The sequence below is a fragment of the Candidatus Insignibacter tubulum genome, from assembly GCF_056790205.1.
Genome location: NZ_CP199715.1, coordinates 338,036 through 357,295, shown reverse-complemented (window position 1 = coordinate 357,295; position 19,260 = coordinate 338,036). Strand labels below are relative to the sequence as shown.

At 26.6% G+C, this 19,260-nt stretch carries 15 protein-coding genes; 7 read left to right on the top strand and 8 right to left on the bottom strand.

Features of this window, described 5'->3' with window-relative positions; translation table 11 throughout:
• Nucleotides 1-31 precede the first annotated feature (31 nt).
• The 3 genes from ACUBP5_RS01410 (at nt 32) to ribB (ending at nt 1,905) form a co-directional block, all read left to right on the top strand.
• On the top strand, nt 32-226 hold the full coding sequence (locus ACUBP5_RS01410) for an LptF/LptG family permease (RefSeq protein ID WP_482168602.1): 195 nt from the start codon (nt 32-34) through the stop codon (nt 224-226).
• 23 nt (nt 227-249) lie between these two features.
• A complete protein-coding gene (locus ACUBP5_RS01405) occupies nt 250-1,167 on the top strand; it encodes an LptF/LptG family permease (RefSeq protein ID WP_482168523.1) in 918 nt (305 codons plus the stop codon).
• A 108-nt stretch (nt 1,168-1,275) separates the two neighbouring features.
• Nucleotides 1,276-1,905, top strand: a complete 630-nt coding sequence (ribB, locus tag ACUBP5_RS01400; protein ID WP_482168522.1) for a 3,4-dihydroxy-2-butanone-4-phosphate synthase — start codon at nt 1,276-1,278, stop codon at nt 1,903-1,905.
• A 615-nt stretch (nt 1,906-2,520) separates the two neighbouring features.
• On the opposite strand, the gene coaE is transcribed toward ribB, so the two are convergent.
• The 3 genes from coaE to nusB all read right to left on the bottom strand — a co-directional run bounded on the left by coaE (nt 2,521) and on the right by nusB (nt 5,021).
• A complete protein-coding gene (gene coaE / locus ACUBP5_RS01395) occupies nt 2,521-3,147 on the bottom strand; it encodes a dephospho-CoA kinase (RefSeq protein WP_482168521.1) in 627 nt (208 codons plus the stop codon).
• Nucleotides 3,148-3,595: 448 nt separating this feature from the next.
• Nucleotides 3,596-3,952: a preprotein translocase subunit YajC gene (gene yajC / locus ACUBP5_RS01390; protein WP_482168520.1), complete on the bottom strand. Its 357-nt coding sequence runs from the start codon at nt 3,950-3,952 to the stop codon at nt 3,596-3,598.
• A 127-nt stretch (nt 3,953-4,079) separates the two neighbouring features.
• The gene (nusB, locus tag ACUBP5_RS01385; protein ID WP_482168519.1) at nt 4,080-5,021 is read right to left on the bottom strand and encodes a transcription antitermination factor NusB; all 942 of its coding nucleotides are present in this window, start codon (nt 5,019-5,021) and stop codon (nt 4,080-4,082) included.
• 1,344 nt (nt 5,022-6,365) lie between these two features.
• Between nusB and ACUBP5_RS01380 the strand changes: the two genes are divergently transcribed.
• On the top strand, nt 6,366-6,890 hold the full coding sequence (locus tag ACUBP5_RS01380) for a KdsC family phosphatase (protein ID WP_482168518.1): 525 nt from the start codon (nt 6,366-6,368) through the stop codon (nt 6,888-6,890).
• A 663-nt stretch (nt 6,891-7,553) separates the two neighbouring features.
• Here the strand turns inward: ACUBP5_RS01380 and rodA are convergent.
• From rodA to ACUBP5_RS01360, 4 genes are all read right to left on the bottom strand, one after another.
• A complete protein-coding gene (rodA, locus tag ACUBP5_RS01375; RefSeq protein ID WP_482168517.1) occupies nt 7,554-8,801 on the bottom strand; it encodes a rod shape-determining protein RodA in 1,248 nt (415 codons plus the stop codon).
• A 5-nt stretch (nt 8,802-8,806) separates the two neighbouring features.
• Nucleotides 8,807-10,690 carry a penicillin-binding protein 2 gene (gene mrdA, locus ACUBP5_RS01370; RefSeq protein WP_482168516.1) on the bottom strand — a complete coding sequence of 628 codons (1,884 nt, stop codon included), beginning with the start codon at nt 10,688-10,690 and terminating at the stop codon, nt 8,807-8,809.
• Between the two features lie 545 nt (nt 10,691-11,235).
• Complete coding sequence (gene mreC / locus ACUBP5_RS01365) at nt 11,236-11,802, bottom strand: rod shape-determining protein MreC (RefSeq protein ID WP_482168515.1); 567 nt, start codon at nt 11,800-11,802, stop codon at nt 11,236-11,238.
• Between the two features lie 297 nt (nt 11,803-12,099).
• The gene (locus ACUBP5_RS01360; protein WP_482168514.1) at nt 12,100-13,137 is read right to left on the bottom strand and encodes a rod shape-determining protein; all 1,038 of its coding nucleotides are present in this window, start codon (nt 13,135-13,137) and stop codon (nt 12,100-12,102) included.
• A 637-nt stretch (nt 13,138-13,774) separates the two neighbouring features.
• Here ACUBP5_RS01360 and folK point away from each other — a divergent pair.
• Entirely contained in the window at nt 13,775-14,278 is a 504-nt protein-coding gene (gene folK / locus ACUBP5_RS01355; protein WP_482168513.1) for a 2-amino-4-hydroxy-6-hydroxymethyldihydropteridine diphosphokinase, read from the top strand.
• Between the two features lie 575 nt (nt 14,279-14,853).
• On the opposite strand, the gene gldE is transcribed toward folK, so the two are convergent.
• Nucleotides 14,854-16,200 carry a gliding motility-associated protein GldE gene (gene gldE / locus ACUBP5_RS01350; RefSeq protein WP_482168512.1) on the bottom strand — a complete coding sequence of 449 codons (1,347 nt, stop codon included), beginning with the start codon at nt 16,198-16,200 and terminating at the stop codon, nt 14,854-14,856.
• Nucleotides 16,201-17,197: 997 nt separating this feature from the next.
• On the opposite strand from gldE, the gene ACUBP5_RS01345 reads away from it, so the two are divergent.
• Together ACUBP5_RS01345 and ACUBP5_RS01340 are read left to right on the top strand one after the other, a co-directional pair.
• Nucleotides 17,198-17,491, top strand: a complete 294-nt coding sequence (locus ACUBP5_RS01345; RefSeq protein WP_482168511.1) for an HU family DNA-binding protein — start codon at nt 17,198-17,200, stop codon at nt 17,489-17,491.
• A 191-nt stretch (nt 17,492-17,682) separates the two neighbouring features.
• Entirely contained in the window at nt 17,683-19,236 is a 1,554-nt protein-coding gene (locus ACUBP5_RS01340) for an Rne/Rng family ribonuclease (RefSeq protein ID WP_482168510.1), read from the top strand.
• Nucleotides 19,237-19,260 lie beyond the last annotated feature (24 nt).

Sequence of the window (19,260 nt, the reverse complement as noted above, 5' to 3'; positions counted from 1 at the left end):
AATTAAACGATCTTTCAGGTAAGGTCTTAGAATTATTAAGCTTATTTTTTACTTTGCTCTTTCTTTTATCCCTCTAATTTTACTAATTACTGTGCTTTTAACTTCCATTATGACTTATGGAATGTTAGGTGAACGATATGAATTAGACGCTATAAAATCTACAGGTATATCTTTATGGTGTATAATTATTGCCAATTTTTATAGTAAGTATAATATATGGTTATAGAATTATTTTTATTTTCATATTATGTGGTACCTACTGCAAAACAAAAAGCGAAAACTATAATTTATAACATCTCTATAGTTGAACCAGCAATAAATATTACCTCAGAAACATTTATAAGTATGATCCCAGATGTTGTAATGAGAATAGATAAGAAAATAGGTAAAAATCAAAATATCCTTAAAGGAGTTTTTATTAGTCAATATAAAAGATCTTCTAGAGAAGAAAATACTATTTTAGATAAAGAAGGTAAACTTATACCATCTAAAAATGTAAGATACTTAGAAATACACCTTTTTGACGGAGTACTCTATTCAGAGAACAAATTTAAAAATTACTATCAAATTATTGAATTTAAAACTCTTATAGAGCATTTAGATATATCTAAACTGACTAATAAAAATTTTGAAGATAATTATAGTACTCTAAATACGCAAAAATTCCTAGAACGAATCAAAGTAATCAAAAGGAATAATCAAAAGTTTTATCAAGAACTCTTAAAGGAAGACCCCCCTATAAGGGGGAATCTTTTCAAAGATTTAGAATCCCCCCCCCCCCAAAAAAAATCTGTAGATTATCAGAGTTTAAATACTAAAGAAAAAAAACAAATCCTTTATAAAACACAAAGACAATTACATGAATTTTCAATAAATATTCTGAATCACAAAGAACAAATTAAAGAACATAGTCAATACTTATCTAAGTATGAAATTGAACTTCATCGGAAATTTTCCTTTTCCATAAGTTGTATATTGATGTTTTTTATAGGATCGCCCCTAGGGGCGATTATAAGAAAAGGTGGTATGGGATTGCCTACACTTGTCAGTTTGATTGTATTTATAGTATATTTTACCTTATTAACAGTGGGTCAAAATTTAAGTGAAAAGGGATACCTTTCTAACTGGCTAGGCGTGTGGATAGCCAATCTGTTTATATTACAATAAAGTATATGGTTAATGCTAAAAACTACTATGGATTCTTCTATAATGAATCTAGATTACTATAACTAGCTGGATAAGAAGATTAAAAATAAGAGATATTAACCCAAAAAGATGATTAGACTTAATACTGTTAAAGAAGCTATAGAAGAAATACGATCCGGAAGACCCTTAATAATAATAGATCATAGAAATAGAGAGAACGAAGGCGATTTTATGATAGCGGCTGAGAAAGCAACTCCTGAAATGGTAAATTTTATGATTACATACGGAAGAGGGTTAGTATGCGCTCCTCTTAGTGAGGAGCGCTGTAATAAGCTTAAACTTGATATGATGGTTAAGGAAAATACAGATCCAAAAAACACCGCTTTTACTATATCTGTAGATCTGAAAGGAAGGGGTATAAGTACAGGAATATCGACATATGATAGATCAAAAACTATACAGGCTCTAGTAGACATAAGTAAAAAAGCTAAAGATTTTAATAGACCCGGACATGTTTTTCCATTAAGAGCAAAAAAAGGGGGAGTTCTTGAGAGACCTGGACATACCGAAGCGGCTGTAGAACTTGCAGAAATGGCAGGATATCAACCAGGAGCTGTAATAGTAGAGATTCTTAATCAGAGTGGTTCTATGGCACGTATTCCAGATTTAATTGATATAGCTGAACGTTTCCATCTGAAAATTCTTCTGATAGAAGAACTTATTAACTATAAAAAAAAAATTAAAGAAAAAAACGTTTGAAAATAATGTATTTTTTTTTTAAAAAAAAAATAATTAATCACTATTTATATGACTTTTTATTATTCTAGTAGTTAGTAAAAATACTATTTCTATTAATAGAATCTTGAATTTATTCCACGTTGCGCTTTATTTTTTTTTTACTCTTTTATTTAGTAACATTATCAGGAATAATTATTTTTTTTTTACTATTGTAAAGATATGATAACTAATTTTTAAATTATATTCTTCTAACCCATGAAATTATGAACTCTTATCTAAGATGAATATGAAATAATTCTTATTGAAAGAATCTAATTTTTAGATTAATAAAAGGATATAACTTATTACATATCTATGAACAAAGAAAGGAGGAAATAGAATATTCATAGAATATTAAATAAAACATATAGCCCTTAAATTAATTTTAAATATGGGCTATATGTTTTATTTAATATAAAAAACCATTATATGAATTTATATTTATTATAGTGATAATTCAAAAATTTTAATGTTTTATATTTACATATTATTATAATATAAAAAAACTTATAATAAATAATGTTATAAGAATAATCTTAAATAAAGAAATATACATCTAAGTAATTATAAGCAATATATTTTATAAATTCTTTTTTTTTACAAAGAGTAGTGTAATTCTCTGTATAAAGAGTTATTATAAATTAAATGTACTATTTTAGTATGAGCACTTTTAACTTTATTACGTAATATTTCTAACCCATTATTATTTTCTATAATCATATCTGAGCGACTATAACGCTCTTTATCAGAACACTGATTATTTAAACGATTTATTATTTGAACTTTGTTCAAATGAGATCTTTTTTTAATACGATGTATTCTTAGTTCAAAAGATGCAATCACCGATATCACCCAATGGCACTGTATATAGGAGCCACTTTCGAATAATATAGCTGTTTCTTTAATACAATAAAGCCCTTTTTGGGCCATCAACCAAAATTTAAAATCAGCCTCTATTAAAGGGTGAACTAAACTATTAATTTTTTTTAAGGCAGATTTATCACTAAATATCCTTTGTGCTATAAAAGAAGTATTCAGTCTATTTTCTTTATATGATAATTCTCCAAAATAATTAATAATATCAGATCTAAGCATCTTATTTTCTTGCATAAGCCTACGGGCAGCAACATCAGAATTGTAAGTAAAAATACCTAGTTCATTAAAAAAGGTTGATGTAATTGATTTCCCTGAACCCATTCCTCCAGTAAGACCTATAATATACATAATTACTAATTTTATAACTACTATATCCTTATATGAAATAATGGGAATATTTTAATGTGTAAATATAATATAATCCTTTTTTTATGTTTAAAGAAACATCTATTTTAGATATTAATAATATTTTACGATATACTAAGATTAAAATTACTAAAAACTTAAAATAAAGTATTTTATGAACACTTTTTTAATTATAAATGTTTAAATATACCTTTAATAGAGAATAGTATTTAATTCCTAATTAAATTTCTTATGATAGGAAAGTTAAATATTAACTTTAATAGACTAACATTTTTAGTTTAGCTAACTTAGTTAGCTAAACTAAAAATGTTAGTCTGTCTAAAATAAACAACACGTATTGATAATATAAGTGTTATATAATCTTTATATAAAGATAATCGTTAATTATCTCATTTTATAGAGTAGTAGCTTTGATATATTTTTTTTACTTTTAAGTACTACTAGATATAGTTTTTTTTACATCTTTTTTAACTACAGTATCCTCTTTACAGTAACGCAAATTGCTAATCTCTCTAGAAATCGCATTACGTTCAAATTTAATTTTTCCCGCTAAAGTTTCTATAATACAAGACTCATCAGTAATCTCGATAATTTTACCGTGTATTCCCCCATTAGTTACTATTCGGTCCCCTTTTTTAATATTAAACTGAAACTTTTTTTCAGCTTTTTGTCTGCGTATTTGTGGACGAATCATGAAAAAATAAAAAACTACAAACATTAAAGCGAACATCCATAACGTGTTTATTAAAGAATTCTGTTGAACTTGTAAAAGAATTATTGGATACATAATTTAAATACAATGGGATTAATTTTAAAAATCTAAAGATATAATATTCACAAGTTTTTGAAAAAGATTTGTTTTTAATTTTTTACTTAAGTATTAAGTACAAAGATAACACTCTCATAATAAATATTTAAATTAATCCTCGTCCGACTTTATATATCTTATTTTGACGTGTTAAATTTTTGAGTAACTGATCGAGTATTCCATTAATAAAATTTTTACTCTTTTGTGTTGAATAAATTTTAGTAATTTCTATATACTCATTTATTGTAGCTCTAGGAGGAATATTTGGAAAATAAATGAATTCACATATAGACATTTGTAAAATAATCAAGTCAAGAAACGCAATACGTTTAATTTCCCAATGTCTAGAGATCTCACTTATCAATATATTAAATTCTTCTTTATACATATACGTTTTACGAAAGAGCTGTTGTACAAAATCTTTGTCTTCAATATCACGGTATACTTTATAAAGTTTGAAATCATTATCAGTATTACTCTTTATAAATTTTAGAGTGTTATACACCATCATATTAGCAGCATGAAGATCATCTAACCAGGTTAGATAGCCATCTTCAATACACTCATAAAGTTTTTTATGATCAGCAAAACACACTTTATAATAATTTAAAATGAAATTCTTATCTTCTTTAAAAGAATCTTCTTTTGAAGAACAATAATCTCTGTAGAGCGAAAGCTCCTGTAGCTGCTTAAAAAAAATAGAGAGATATTCTTCATAATTTTCCCATCTAAGTTGTTGATTTTTAGAAAAATATTCTTGAAGCTGTAAATTTCTCGAAATAACAGTTAATAATCTATTATGAGCAAATTTTTTACCTGGATTAAGATCTCCGTGGTTAGGAAGAATTTTTCGCTTGAAAATATGAAGTTTTTGTAAGAATTTTTCCTGTAATCCTAAGAGCATTCCAAGTAGACATACATATAAATCGAAGATTTTATCTATACTATGCAACATATTATATTCTACTATTATAGGATCTTCACCCGATAAATGTTGAGAATATAAAAATTGCATAGCTCTAGCTCTTAAATAACGTCTGCCTAGCATTTTAAATGCTGCTATATTTTTCTTTGTTTATAATATACAAAGGTAATGAATAAATTAAGTTAAAGAAGAGTTCATATATCTCAAATACAATATAATTTTTACATTAGTTTTTATATTATCCTCTTTATATTATAAGTGCTAGTAAAAAAAAGATATAATTATATCCCTTTATAATATACTAAAATTACGTTTCTTTTTTCACCAAAATATAAATAATACGTATTCATTATTTAATGAAATAGTCATATATATGATATTTAATTGGTTAGGTAATAGTACTTGTTAGTTTATATTTAGATATAATTTAGAAGTTTTCTAAATAAAGTTATGATATTGTTAAAAACTATAACAATAAATAAAATTTAATATACTTCAGTATTATATTTTTTTCTACTCTTTTAGTTTATCCGAACTTGATTTAAATTACTAATACCTTATATATATCAAAATACTTTTATTCACTATAAAAAAGTAAGCAATCCTAATTATGCCTGAAAAAATATTAAAACTTTATAAAAACACATCAACTAATTTTATATGAATACTATTCATATACTTTTTATTAATTAGCTTAATTATTTATGAAGACTAAGGTAAGTAATCTATGTTTTTATACATTACTGATAATAACTTATAATGAGTATATACTCAAGAATATTTTTTTCTATGTTAAAGAAATTACACACATATCTATGTGTTAGAAATATTTAGTTACCCTATACCTAGGTATTTTTTAGGCGCACTTATGAGGTTAACAAGAAAACTCTAGATTCTCTTTAATATCAGAAAGGCATAAAAAAAATATTTTGGAAGATAGGGAAACAAAAACTCTACATTTAGGATTTAATGAATAAATGTATAAAAATATTTATTTCTATAGAAATAGTTTATGAAACTACTGAGATTTATATCAGTAAATATTCTGAATATTAGAAATTTGATCAATAAAAAATATAAGCTATATAATACGAGATGCAAATCATATATAAAATTCTATTTTTTTTTTGGATCCCTGAGAGAGTTTAGAAATTATAAAAAGCTAATTTCGTAGAAAAAAAGATTATTATTATGAATTTTATAACAAAAAATTAAATAAGATTGATAAAACTCAGAAGCTATTTTTAATGAATTTGCTTAAATGCTTTTCTATTTCGATTCTATCATTGAAAAGAATTTTTAATCAATTGCTAATAAAAATAGATTAAAAATATTATCAAACATAAATGAAGATGAGACTTCTTTATTTTAATACTAAAGAAAAATTGTCAAAAACACCCTAACTTCATAAATAAAATAAGAGAAGTTACTTTATTAACTTTTAAGCGAATTAAATACAAAACTATCATGAAAAATTATAAAGAGATCCTTAATGATATTCAAGCATTTATTTTCGATGTAGATGGTGTTCTTACAGACGGATCTATTAGCTTATTTCCTGATGGGAATATGGTACGACATATGTCAGTGAAAGATGGCTATGCATTGCAATTGCTGCTAGAGAAAGGTTATCATCTATGCATTATTACCGGAGGCGAAGATCCTGTAGTATATAAACAGTTAAAAAAACTCGGCATAAAACACATATATATAGGTGTTCGTGATAAAAAATATGTTCTTGAAACATATTGTGAATCTATAAAAATAAAAGCTGATTATATATTATATATGGGTGATGATTTACCTGATATTGAAGTAATGAAAAGTGTAGGCTTATCTTGTGCCCCTAAGGATGCTGCTACAGAAGTTAAAGAAATAGCTAAATATATTTCCCCTAAAAAGGGAGGGAAAGGATGTGTGAGAGATATTGTTGAGCAAACACTAAAAGCACAAGGGACATGGTTAAAAAAAAAGGTCATGAGCGATATATAAAATCGCTGTAGTCTAATTGCAAATAAAAACCCCGTAAGCTACTTAATCTATATATAGATAATATAACAAGTAATAAAGTAGATTAATTACATCCTCCTTTTGGAGGAAAGATGTAAAAAAGCAGTTATGATAGCTATATCCTAAAGTATATAATATCGATTTTTTACTTTTTTTTTGAAAAAAAGTAAAAAGTATAGTTAATATAATATATGCTTTTTTCTTTATTTTAATTTTATGGTCATTTTATAACAAAATATTATTACATCTTATAAACATCCTTTCTTAGGAAAGGTAATTTTATAAAATTTATTCTTTAGTGTATTATTTCCATGAAATAATACAACAATGTGACCTTAACTTATTATAAATAAAAAATTACTATAAGAGGTTATGATAATATATATATAGAATTAAAATTTTCAATTTTATACATAGTTATCATAGATCTATAATAATATAAAAAAAAGAACATGCTCTCTTCCTTATTAATATATAAGTTTTAACTTCTCTCCTTACCAAGAAAATAAGTGATAAAACACTAAAATAATTGATCTAAAACGCAATAGACTCCCCTTATATATTAACTCTTAGTCTATTTTATCTATGTAACTTTATTAATCTTATATAAGCTATTATCTTAGTATTTATTAGAAGTATAAAACTTTAAATAAGACTCTGTCGGTTCGAAGCATCTAAGCGTATAAATATAAATAATAAAGCAGTAGAGCACAAAAAAGAGGTTCCTCCGTAACTAAAAAATATAAATGGTACTCCTACCGTGGGCATGATCCCCATGACCATACCTAAATTAATAATAAGATGCATAAATAAAATACTACCTGTTGAATACCCTAATACTCGTGAGAAGGTTCCTTTTTGATTATCAGCTAAGAAATATATTCGCCCGATAAGTATTAAATATATTATTAATAAACTTGCACTTCCTATAAAGCCAAATTCTTCACTAAAGGCAGAAAAAATATAATCAGTATGTTGTTCAGGAACAAATTTACCTTTTGTAATAATCCCTTTTCCAAAGCCTTTCCCAAATAATCCTCCTAATCTTATAGCATTTTTAGAATAAAAAATATTATAGCCAATATTGTTTTTATATTTTTTATCGGATTCATCTTTAAAAAGTATCTCTATACGGTCTCTATGGTATTGCTTTAAAACTCTATTAAAAATAATAGGAGACACCCACATAGAACCGCATATTATTATAAAATTCATGATGAGATTCATCGAATCTATAGTGTATTTTTTGAGAATTAAAAAGATGTAGGTTAAAAAAATAGATGATAAACTAATACTTATGATCCAAAAATATTGATTAAATATTAATAAAAAAATGATAATTAATAATAATATATATAATAATATATATAATGGCATCCCTTCTCGATAAAACACAAGAATAAAAGAGGAAAAGATTAAAACAGAACCTGTATCTGGTTGTAATATAAGTAATGTAATAGGCAGACTTAAAATAACAGCAATGATAAAAGATAATAAAATATTATCTTTTATATATACATCTCTTATGCTTAAAATCTTGCTTATAGTCAATGTTACAGAAATTTTAGCTAATTCAACTGGTTGAAAGCTAAAATCCCCAATTTTATACCAGGATCTTGCTCCATTAATATTTTTACCAAAAAATAATAATCCCAGAAGAAGCAGTAGTGTAATAATATAAGATAGATAAGCCATATTTTTATATGTCATAGGCTTAATCAATAGAAGAAAAAAAACTAAAAGGAAGCTTGATAAGATCCATATTAATTGTTTTTCAGTTTTTTCTTGAGCTGTAGAATAAAGACTGATATACCCAAAAAATACTAATGTTAAGTATATTATTATGATCCACCAATCAAGATATCCTAGTAGAGTTTTCCCCCGTTTGCTCATATATTTTAGTTTTTCCCCTCAGAATATTTTAAGTTATTTATATTATTATATACATTATCTAAATTATTATTCATAATTTGATGTTCTAATGTTTTCCTTTTGACTTGGTTATTAATATATTTTTCCGCTATCAAACTTCCAATAGGAGCAGCCAATTCCGAACCCCAACTTCCATTTTCAACCATTATAGCAATTACAATTTCAGGATTTTTTACAGGTGCAAACAAAGTAAATATAGAATGATCCTTTAGTGAAACCCTTTTATTGTTCACTCTAGCAAAATTTTCTACTGTTCCAGTTTTCCCTGCCATGCTTATATCAGGAACCCTAAATTTATAGGCTGTTCCTGAGAGGAAAACTTTTTGCATACCTCGGATTACCGCTTCAAAATGTTTAGCCTCAACCTGAGTATATCTACGATGTGTATATCTAGAATTTATTCCAGTTATATCTCCTATTGCTTTTACAATATGAGGTGTATAAAAAAAACCTCTGTTAGCTATCGCTACCATTACATTAGCTAATTGTAAGGGGGTGATACTAATCTCTCCTTGACCTATACTATTCGATAGTGTAGTTAAGGCATTCCATTTTTTAGTTCCATATTGTTTATTATAATAATCACTGTCGGGAATCCTACCCTTTTGACCAGTAGCTAAATCAGTATTTAGGGAATCACCCAATCCAAAACTTTTGATGATTCTGTTCCATTCATCCACACTTTCTGTTAAGGATCTATACTTACTTAGAGATTTTAAGTAAGCTTGAGCAAAATAACTATTACAAGAAACTGCTATTGCTGTTTCTAATCTTTTGGGACGTCCATAAATATTGCAATGACATTTCATCTTTTTATTCCCATAAACAAAACCTTGCTGACACATAAATTCTGTATTAGCATCTACCGATCCCATTTGAAGAGCAGCAAGCTCTATGAGAATTTTAAAAGTAGATCCCGGTGAATAAAGACCATTAGTAGTTTTATCAAATAAAGGCTTATTAACATTGTCTTGATAAAGACGAACAATTTCTTCCGAGTGTTTTTTACCTAAAAAAACGTTAGGATCTACTGATGGGGTAGAAACTAAAGCTAAAATTTCACCTGTTTTAGGATCAATAGCTACGACACCTCCCTTTTTTTTATGCATGAGCTTATCTATATATTCTTGTAATGACCAATCTATAGATAGATAGATATCTTGTCCCCTTTTAGCTTTTTTAGATTTCTTTTTTCCTTCATTTATAAATGAGTCCATAATACGACCTTTAGAATCTACAATATCTTGTATTACTCCTTTATTACCCCTAAGTACTGATTCATAAGACTTTTCTACTCCTGAAACACCTACAAGATCTCCAATATTATAATAATCAGATTCTATTTTTAACTTTGCTGGTGAAATCTGTCCAAGATGTCCAAAAAGTTTAGCTGAGATATTTACCTTATAATCTCTTAAAAATCGCTTAATCCAATAAAACCCATTAAACTTATAAAGTTTTTCCTGAATCTTACAGTAATCATTTATATCGAGATTGGTTAAAAAGCTTGAAGGTTTAAATAGGGAGTATTTTTTAGCCTTTTTTAATTTTTCTTCGAATACATCTTCACTAATGCCTAATAATTTAATAAATTCTGTTTTATTAAAAGATTTTTGCATTTTATAAGGGGTAATAGTAAGCTCATAAATAGGCTTATTAGATACTAATAGTTTTTTATTTCTATCATAGATATATCCTCTACTAGGTATTATAATTTTTTTTCTAATATAGGCAGGAACACTATTTTTGGAAAGATGTTTTTTTAAATAAAATTGTAGATAAAAAAGTCTAGAAATTAAAATAATTCCTGTTACAAATAACAATAAATAAAAATTATGAATTTTTTTCAATTTTTATCAGATTTTACTAATAATGAAAATATTTATAATATAAATAAAACTTGCAAAAGTAAGGTTAAAAAGATTTCAAATATTCTTTCTTTTATTCTATAATTTTGTACATATTCAAAAAACAAAGGTATTTTATTATGTATAAATATCATAATAAAAATAAAAAAAATTGCTTTAAAAAAGAAAGTTTATAAGTTAACAAATACCTATAGCTAAGTGTATATTCCCCAGTTATAAATCTTAAAATATAAAATCTTATATAGGCAATAAAAGTTAGTGAAAAAGCATGGATCCCTCTACTATTCATAAAATTATCAATAATGGAACCTAATAGAAAAGACAAAAATAATAAACGAAATTTATTACCGTGAATAGGATATATTAAAACAAAAAGGGTATAGATATAAAAATTTTTATATTTTATAAAATCTACATTATTAAATAACAGTATCTGGAATAAACATAAAATGGATAAAAAATAAAAATCAAGGAGTAAATTTCTCATAATTTTCTAATCTTACAGCCTTTAACGACCCTTAATTATTTTAAGGAGTTCTTTTCATTAAAATCATCTGTTCTTTTTTAAAATCTTTTATTATACAAGCTTCATGTATAGAAGTAAAATCCACATCTAACTCCACCCTTATTTTAAGGGTGCTACTTTCCTCATCTAATTCATAATCCTTAACTTTACCTATGCTAAGCCCTTCAGGGAAAATGGTTGATTTTTCACTAGTCTCTACAATATCTCCTTTAATAATATCTGAATGTTTAGGGATATCTTCCAATATAGATATACGATAATTTGGTCCATACCAACTTAATATACCAAAATGTTTACTTTTCCTAAGTTTCACATTAATCTTAGTTTTAGCATTTGATAAAGATACAGCGTGACTAAAATTCTTTGATACATACGTTACTATTCCACATATACTATTAGGTGGGGATAAAACTCCCATATCAATTTCGATCCCATCAATAGATCCCTTATCTAAAATGATATCTTCTTTTTGTTCACCTGTATTATTTGAAATAACATTAACTGGTAAACAAGAATATATAGAATCATTAATTTGTTCTTTATATACTTTAAAAGGTTTTTCAGGCATTACTGAAGAGTTTTTTAAATAACTATTTTTTATTTTTGGTATTAGTTTTTTATTTAAGGTACTTAAAAATAAATATTTTTTGATCCTAGCATTAAACTGATAAATTTTCCCTATAATAGGTAATGATGATAATAATCTATTTTTATAAATAAAATCACAAAAATTATTTTCCGAGAAAAAAAAATAGCTAAAGATTCTAAGAAAATAAAGCATATAAAAAGAACCCGCTTTAAAAGAAAATCAATTACTTCATCCATAAGATAATAGAGAAAAGGGAGGACGAAAAAAAATTGATATTTATTTCATTAGAAAATGAAATTTTTGAATATTTTTTAGTGCTACGCCTGTTCCTCGCACTACCGCTCGAAGCGGATCTTCAGCTAGATAAACAGGAAGTCCTGTTTTCTTTGAAAGTCGTTGATCCAATCCTCGTAACATAGCTCCACCACCAGCCATGTATATGCCTGTATTATAAATATCGGCAGATAGCTCTGGGGGAGTTTGTGAAAGTGTTTCCATAAGGGCATCTTCAATTCGAATTATAGATTTATCTAAAGCCTGGGCAATTTCTTTATAACAAACGTTAATCTGCTTAGGACGTCCAGTAACTAAGTCACGTCCCTGTATAGATACATCCTCGGGAGCGCACTCAAGATCTTCTACTACAGAACCTATCTCAATCTTAATATTTTCAGCCATACGCTCACCTACATGTAGGTTATGCTTAGTACGCATATAATAAGATATATCGTTTGTAAATACATCTCCGGCTATTTTAATCGATTTAAAACATACTATACCTCCTAAGGCAATAACAGCAATTTCTGAAGTCCCTCCTCCGATGTCAATTATCATGCTTCCCTGAGGTTTAGTTATATCTATTCCACATCCTATAGCTGCAGCCATAGGCTCATATATAAGATATACTTCTTTAGCATTTATATGATGTGCAGAATCCTTTACTGCTCTTTTTTCTACCTCAGTAATACCTGAAGGAATGCAAATTACTATTTTGAGTGCAGGAGTAAAAAAATTTCCTTTAACACCTGATATTTTTTTTATGAATTCTCTAATCATGAATTCTGAAGCCTCAAAATCTGCTATAACACCATCTTTTAAAGGACGTATTGTTTTAATATCAGGATGTGTTTTCCCTTGCATTTGTTTAGCTTTTTCTCCTACTGCCAACACTTTTTTTGTCTTAGTATCTATAGCAATAATAGAAGGTGAGTCTAAAGCAATTTTATCTTCATGAATAATAAGCGTGTTTGCTGTACCAAGATCAATAGCAATACTTTTTGTAAAAAGGTCACTTATAAAATCTAATAATCCCATATAAATTTATTTGCATGAAGTTAAAGTTTTTTTTAATACAACTATATATAATATTAGAATAAAAAATGATTCATATAAATATTGTAATATTTAATTCCTCAATTATATCCAAACCATAAAGATAGTCGTATCTATATGTTATCTATAAATAACATAGCGAAAATCTATAAAAAAAATAAGAATATTTTTTATAAAAGACTATAAATATTTAAACTAAATTGATTTTTTTACGGCGAATTATATGGTTTGATTGAGCATAATATCTATTGAGTCTTTATCTTTAGGCATATTTTCTAGCTATAACTTTTTGCTAGGATTTTTTTTTATTTTCTTTGGAAGACATCCTTTCTCTTAGAGCTTAGAGAATTTGTTTATACTTTAGAGTTAATCCCCTGAGGGGGATATTTTTTATACTACTCTTGTAAGAGTATTTATTTATCGAAAGTAAATAACAACTTTATACCTACCCCCTTTATTTAATTTAAATATTAATACTTCTAAAATTGAAGCATAATATTTTTTTTTTCTTAACTTTGAAGTTTATCCTATAGTAGTTTTGTATTAATTAGCGCAAGAAAAATGCTAGAAATGAAAAAAAAGGCTTAATAAAGTACTAAGAGTAGCATTTAAAATTTTCATGGCTAAAGTTTTTTTACTTCAAGGAAGCAATCAAAAGAGCAGATTTTCTTATTTGAATCTTTCAATAAATTATATATCTATTAAACTTGGTAATATTAATATTTTATCTGATTTTTATGAAAGTGAACCTTGGAAAATGCAAAATTGTCCTGTTTTTTGGAATCAGTTAGTAGTATTGACTACTTCCCTTTCACCAGAAATGTTATTAAAGAATATATTAGAGATTGAGTACAGTTGCGGAAGGAAACATAAAAGTTTTAATGGAAATTACTGCAATCGAAATATTGATATTGATATACTTTTCTACAATCAACTAATTTTTCAAAGCCCTAATCTGATTATTCCACATCCTTTGCTTCATCTTCGACGATTTGTTCTTAAACCTTTATATGATAATTTCCCAAAATGGGTTCATCCTGTTTTAAGAAAAGATATATCTATGCTTTTAATGACTTGTTCAGACCCCTTAAGAGTAGAAAAAATAAATTCGACTCTTCTCTAGAAGAGAATAAACTTACAAGGATCTATTTTCTTTGTTAGATCTTATAAAAGTATTTTATATTTTCACTATTAACTATTATTTATAGACTTTACTAACAAAAAAAGTATAAAAGTTCCTATTTACAAAAACCTTTATAAATAAATATATTACCCATTCTACATTTTCGATATAAAATTTTTATACTTAAGATAATAATATAAAAAAACAAAGTATAATACATCTATTCTTCAGTAGAATAATTAAAAATATTACTGTGCTTATATTAAAAGATATAGCTACTAAACAAATAAAATTGTTCTATAATCTTATTGAAGAAAAATATAAAGATGTATAAACATTTATCACATTATGATAATATAAATTATATAAACTATAACTCTTTTAATTAAGCTTTATTAAAAAACAGAATTTTTATCAAAAAAAAACATTATCTCTTCTATAATTATATAGAATATAAAAGGTTTTTATAGGGTACATAAAGAAAAGAAATATGGTAAAATTTTAAAAAAGTATTTTTTCATATTGTAGTAAAAGAAAAAAATTACCTATAAAATTGTTTTCTCATAGCATTTTAACTAAATGCTCTTTAATTTTTTTACCTCTCGAATAACTTTAAGTCGTTTTAGGCGCTTACTATCTAGGGATTCTATGATAAAAATATAATCCATGAAACGAATTTTTTGATTTTTTTGAGGGAATGATCTTTGAATTTCCATTACAAAACCACCTAAAGTATCTGCTTCTCCTTTCATGCTCTCAAAACTATCCTCTTCTTTAATTTTCATAATTCGATAAAAATCTATTAAAGGAGTTTTCCCCTCGAAAATAAACGTATTAACATCTAGTTTAAAATAATAAGTCTGATTATCATCATATTCATCAGTTATTTCTCCCACTATTTCCTCAACAACATCTTCAAGAGTAATTAATCCACAAGTTCCTCCGTATTCGTCTACAACAATAGCTAAGTGCACCCGTCTGGACTTAAAATCAGTTAGTAAATCATCTATTTTTTTATTTTCAGGGACAAAAAAAGGTACATGTAATAAATCTGTCCATTTATAGTTAGGGTTATCAATAAAAAGGAGTAAATCTTTAGCGAATAAAATGCCTTCTATATCATCTATACGGTCCCGATATACAGGAATTCGAGAATAACCCTCAGTAATTACTTGTTGGATTATTTCGATAAAAGGTGTGTCATAATTCAGTGCAAACATATCTATACGTGGAGTCATAATTTGACGCGCTTCAATGCTCCCAAAATTTACAATATCCTTAAGAAATTCCTGATCTTCCCTGTTTTTTTGACCTTGTGAACTTATTTCTAGAGCTTGAGATAATTGATCTATAGAAAGAGGATTTACGGGTGTTCTTAAATATCGTTCAATAAAAGTAAAAGTATATATCATCAGTGTTGAAAAGGGGCTTAATAAACGATTAAGAAACTGTAAAGGACTAGAAGCCCATTCTGCAAATTGTACATTATGCTTACCAGCATAAATCTTAGGAATAATCTCCCCAAAAAGGAGAAGAAAAAAGCTAATCCCGAAAATTTCTGCAATAAAACTTAGAGATATACTGATTCCAAAAATCTCAAAACTAGGGAAACTTTCGAATTTTGACAAAAGTGAAGAGGAAAGTAATACAATAGCAATATTTATAAAATTTAATGAAATAAGAATTGTCGCTAATAGTTTTTTAGGATGATTGAGAATTCTTAGAATTGAAGAAATTTTTATAAGATTAGCCTTTTGTGTTTTTTTAAGTGCTTTTTGATCCAAAGAGAAATAAGCTACTTCAGAACCTGATATAACAGCTGAGCAAAACAAGAGAAAGATGAGAATTAGTAGATGAACAGACACTTGTAAGTAGTCTAAATAGACCATCATAAGACTTTCCGTAGGAATTATTGTTTCCAAAAAAAAATATTTTTAATTAAACGTCCAATACTTTTTTTCATAAAGTATAGGAGCATTTCCAGAATTTCCTTTAAGTTATATAAGGAGTTACAAAGTAACATATATGACCTTTATTATTCAATTTTTTGTTGCGAATATTTCCTTTTTCTATATCTCTCTGATAACGTTAAGAAAAATATTATGCCATTCACAATGTATAAAAATTATTACGTTTGTTAACATTATGAAAAACCTCTTCTGTCATCGGACTAAAGCTTACTATAGGCTGTGATTTACATTAATATAATGTATTTTAATATGATTAGCTATTTCTCTAATCAACGTTACTCTATTTAATATAATTTTCCATGTATAGCTTTATCAGATATATATTTATTAGAAATAATTTAAATACATTCTTTTTTCTAAATAAAATATCTATTACGATAGAGCGAGTTTTTTAGTTTTGTATAAACACTTTTAGATATATTTACTTAATATAGGGGTTATATTCAATTTTTTAGAATATATTTTTAAATACTAGTGGATTAAAGTTCATATGTTATAATTTTTTCAAAAAAAAAAAAAATAAAAAAAAGTTTTATAAAATTTATTTCAGAGATTTCTTATTAAGAATAGAATAATAAAAGTTTATTTCACTCGCTTATAAAAAATGATATATGTCTATTTTAAATAGACAAAAGCTATAAAAAAACATAGAGCTAATTCTTTTTAGCTTAAATGAATTATAAGTATTAATATCTTAATACTTGCTATCTTCTTATAATACATTATATATTATTGAAATATGATAGATATAAGTACCACCCCCCCCTTAAGGGGGGTAGATTGTATTCACGCTATTTATATCAACTAAAGAAAAGTCAAATACACACATTCCTAAAACAATTTTAGAAAAATTTGGTATATTTGACAGCTCAATTTCAATGTTTTCCCTATATAAAGGGAAACAAGATAATTGACTATTCAAGTTAATTTTTATTAATTGAACAAGATTATGACAAAAGCAGATATAGTTGATGTAGTTTCAGAAAAAGTTGGCCTTGGGAAATATGAAGTAAAAGTTGTCATAGAAACTTTTATTGAAGAGATAAAGAATTGTCTTAATTCAGGAGAAAATTTTTACTATCGGGGATTCGGTTCATTTACTATTAAAACCCGAGCCGAAAAAACCGCTCGTAATATTTTAAAAGGAACATCTATAACTATTCCAAGTTATAGTGCCCCTGTTTTCAAACCTGCTAAGGAGATAAAAGAATTCGTAAAAAATAACGTCCCCGTTAAGAAATAATTACTATAATAGATTTAATTCCTATGCCTAACGGAAAGAAAAGAAAAAAACGCAAAATTGCCACACATAAAAGAAAAAAGAGAAGTAGGCAAAACAGGCACAAAAAAAAATAAACCCATCGTTTTTAATAAAAACCAGTCTCCTAAATTTGGATACTGGTTTTTTCCTTAATCTATAGGCTAAAAAAAACAATGAGTAAAGAATTAATTGTACAAACAAATGATAAAGAGGTAATTGTTACCATTCTTGAAAACGGAAAATTACTAGAAATACATCGTCAAAATAACGATCAGAATTTTTTGGTAGGAAATATTTATCTTGGAAAGATAAAAAAAATAGCACAAGGTCTTAATGCTGCATTCGTAAATATTGGATCTTCAAAAGATGCTTTTCTTCATTATAATGATCTTGGACCACAACTTAAATCATTTTTAAAATTCTTATCAATTAATAAAAATTTACAATTTTCATTTGATAGCCAGAACTATAGTTCCGAAGAGGAAATTAGTAAAAATGGCTATATAGGCGAGGTATTGCATAATGGACAAAAAATACTGGCGCAGATTACTAAAGAATCTATATCAAATAAAGGCCCTAGACTTACCGCTGAAATTTCATTGGCAAGTAGATATCTTATCCTAGTACCTTTTGCTGATAAGATTTCTATCTCACAAAAAATAAAAGATAATAATGAAAGAGCACGACTAATTTCTCTTATGCAGAGAATAAAACCTAAAGGATTTGGGTTAATTATCCGAACTGTAGCAAACAAAAAAAAAACTGAAGTACTTCAGGCTGATTTACTTTATTTAATCAATAAATGGGGAAATACACTTAAAAATATTAAAAAAAAAAACCCTCCGATGAGGGTAATGCGTGAAATGGATAAAGCTTCGTCAATTCTTAGAGATCTTTTTAATGATGATTATACCTCTATAATATGTGATGATGAAGATCTTTGTGATGAAATGACCTCATACCTATTTACTATAGCTCCTCATAAAACTAATATTGTAAAATATTATAGAAATAAAGAAATCCCTATTTTCGAGAAATTCGGTATTGAACGACAAATGAAAGTTTCTCTTGGGAAAAATGTACCTCTAGCTAAAGGGGCTTATTTAGTAATAGAACATACTGAAGCTCTACATGTAATTGATGTAAATAGTGGAATGGGCGCTCATATTAAAAATAGGCAAGAAGATGCAGCTTTAGAAGTTAATATTTTAGCAGCGAGTGAAATTGCTAGGCAATTGCGTTTAAGAGATATGGGTGGTATTATAGTAATAGATTTTATCGATATGTCTGAGGCAGAAAATAGAAAAAAATTATATGAACATCTTAATGAAGAGATGAAAAATGAACGTGCTAAATACAAAATTTTACCTCCAAGCAAATTTGGATTGATACAACTAACCAGGCAGAGAGTACGTCCAGAACTAAATATAGAAACGTGTGAAGAGAATCCTAATAAAATTAACGAAGTAGTAGAAGCTCCAACAGCACATATCTATCGCATAGAATCTATTTTAGAAACCCTTATAAAGGGGAATCGTAAAAATATTATACTATATACACATCCGTTCATAGCTGCTTATCTTAAGCAAGGTTGGCCTTCGAAACAACAAAAATGGTTTTTAAAATATAAAAAATGGATTAAAGTTATTTCAAGAGATTCATTTAAGTATTTAGAATACCAGATCGTTGATAGAGACTATAAGATTTTATTTTCTTATAAAAACTAACTTTGCTAATAACAAGCTATAGAG

Bases quoted from the DNA above. Each gene is read 5' to 3' on its own strand.
- ribB (WP_482168522.1), top strand. From the start codon at position 1,276: ATGATTAGACTTAATACTGTTAAAGAAGCTATAGAAGAAATACGATCC.
- coaE (WP_482168521.1), bottom strand. From the start codon at position 3,147: ATGTATATTATAGGTCTTACTGGAGGAATGGGTTCAGGGAAATCAATT.
- yajC (WP_482168520.1), bottom strand. From the start codon at position 3,952: ATGTATCCAATAATTCTTTTACAAGTTCAACAGAATTCTTTAATAAAC.
- nusB (WP_482168519.1), bottom strand. From the start codon at position 5,021: ATGCTAGGCAGACGTTATTTAAGAGCTAGAGCTATGCAATTTTTATAT.
- ACUBP5_RS01380 (WP_482168518.1), top strand. From the start codon at position 6,366: ATGAAAAATTATAAAGAGATCCTTAATGATATTCAAGCATTTATTTTC.
- rodA (WP_482168517.1), bottom strand. From the start codon at position 8,801: ATGAGCAAACGGGGGAAAACTCTACTAGGATATCTTGATTGGTGGATC.
- mreC (WP_482168515.1), bottom strand. From the start codon at position 11,802: ATGCCTGAAAAACCTTTTAAAGTATATAAAGAACAAATTAATGATTCT.
- ACUBP5_RS01360 (WP_482168514.1), bottom strand. From the start codon at position 13,137: ATGGGATTATTAGATTTTATAAGTGACCTTTTTACAAAAAGTATTGCT.
- folK (WP_482168513.1), top strand. From the start codon at position 13,775: ATGGCTAAAGTTTTTTTACTTCAAGGAAGCAATCAAAAGAGCAGATTT.
- ACUBP5_RS01345 (WP_482168511.1), top strand. From the start codon at position 17,198: ATGACAAAAGCAGATATAGTTGATGTAGTTTCAGAAAAAGTTGGCCTT.
- ACUBP5_RS01340 (WP_482168510.1), top strand. From the start codon at position 17,683: ATGAGTAAAGAATTAATTGTACAAACAAATGATAAAGAGGTAATTGTT.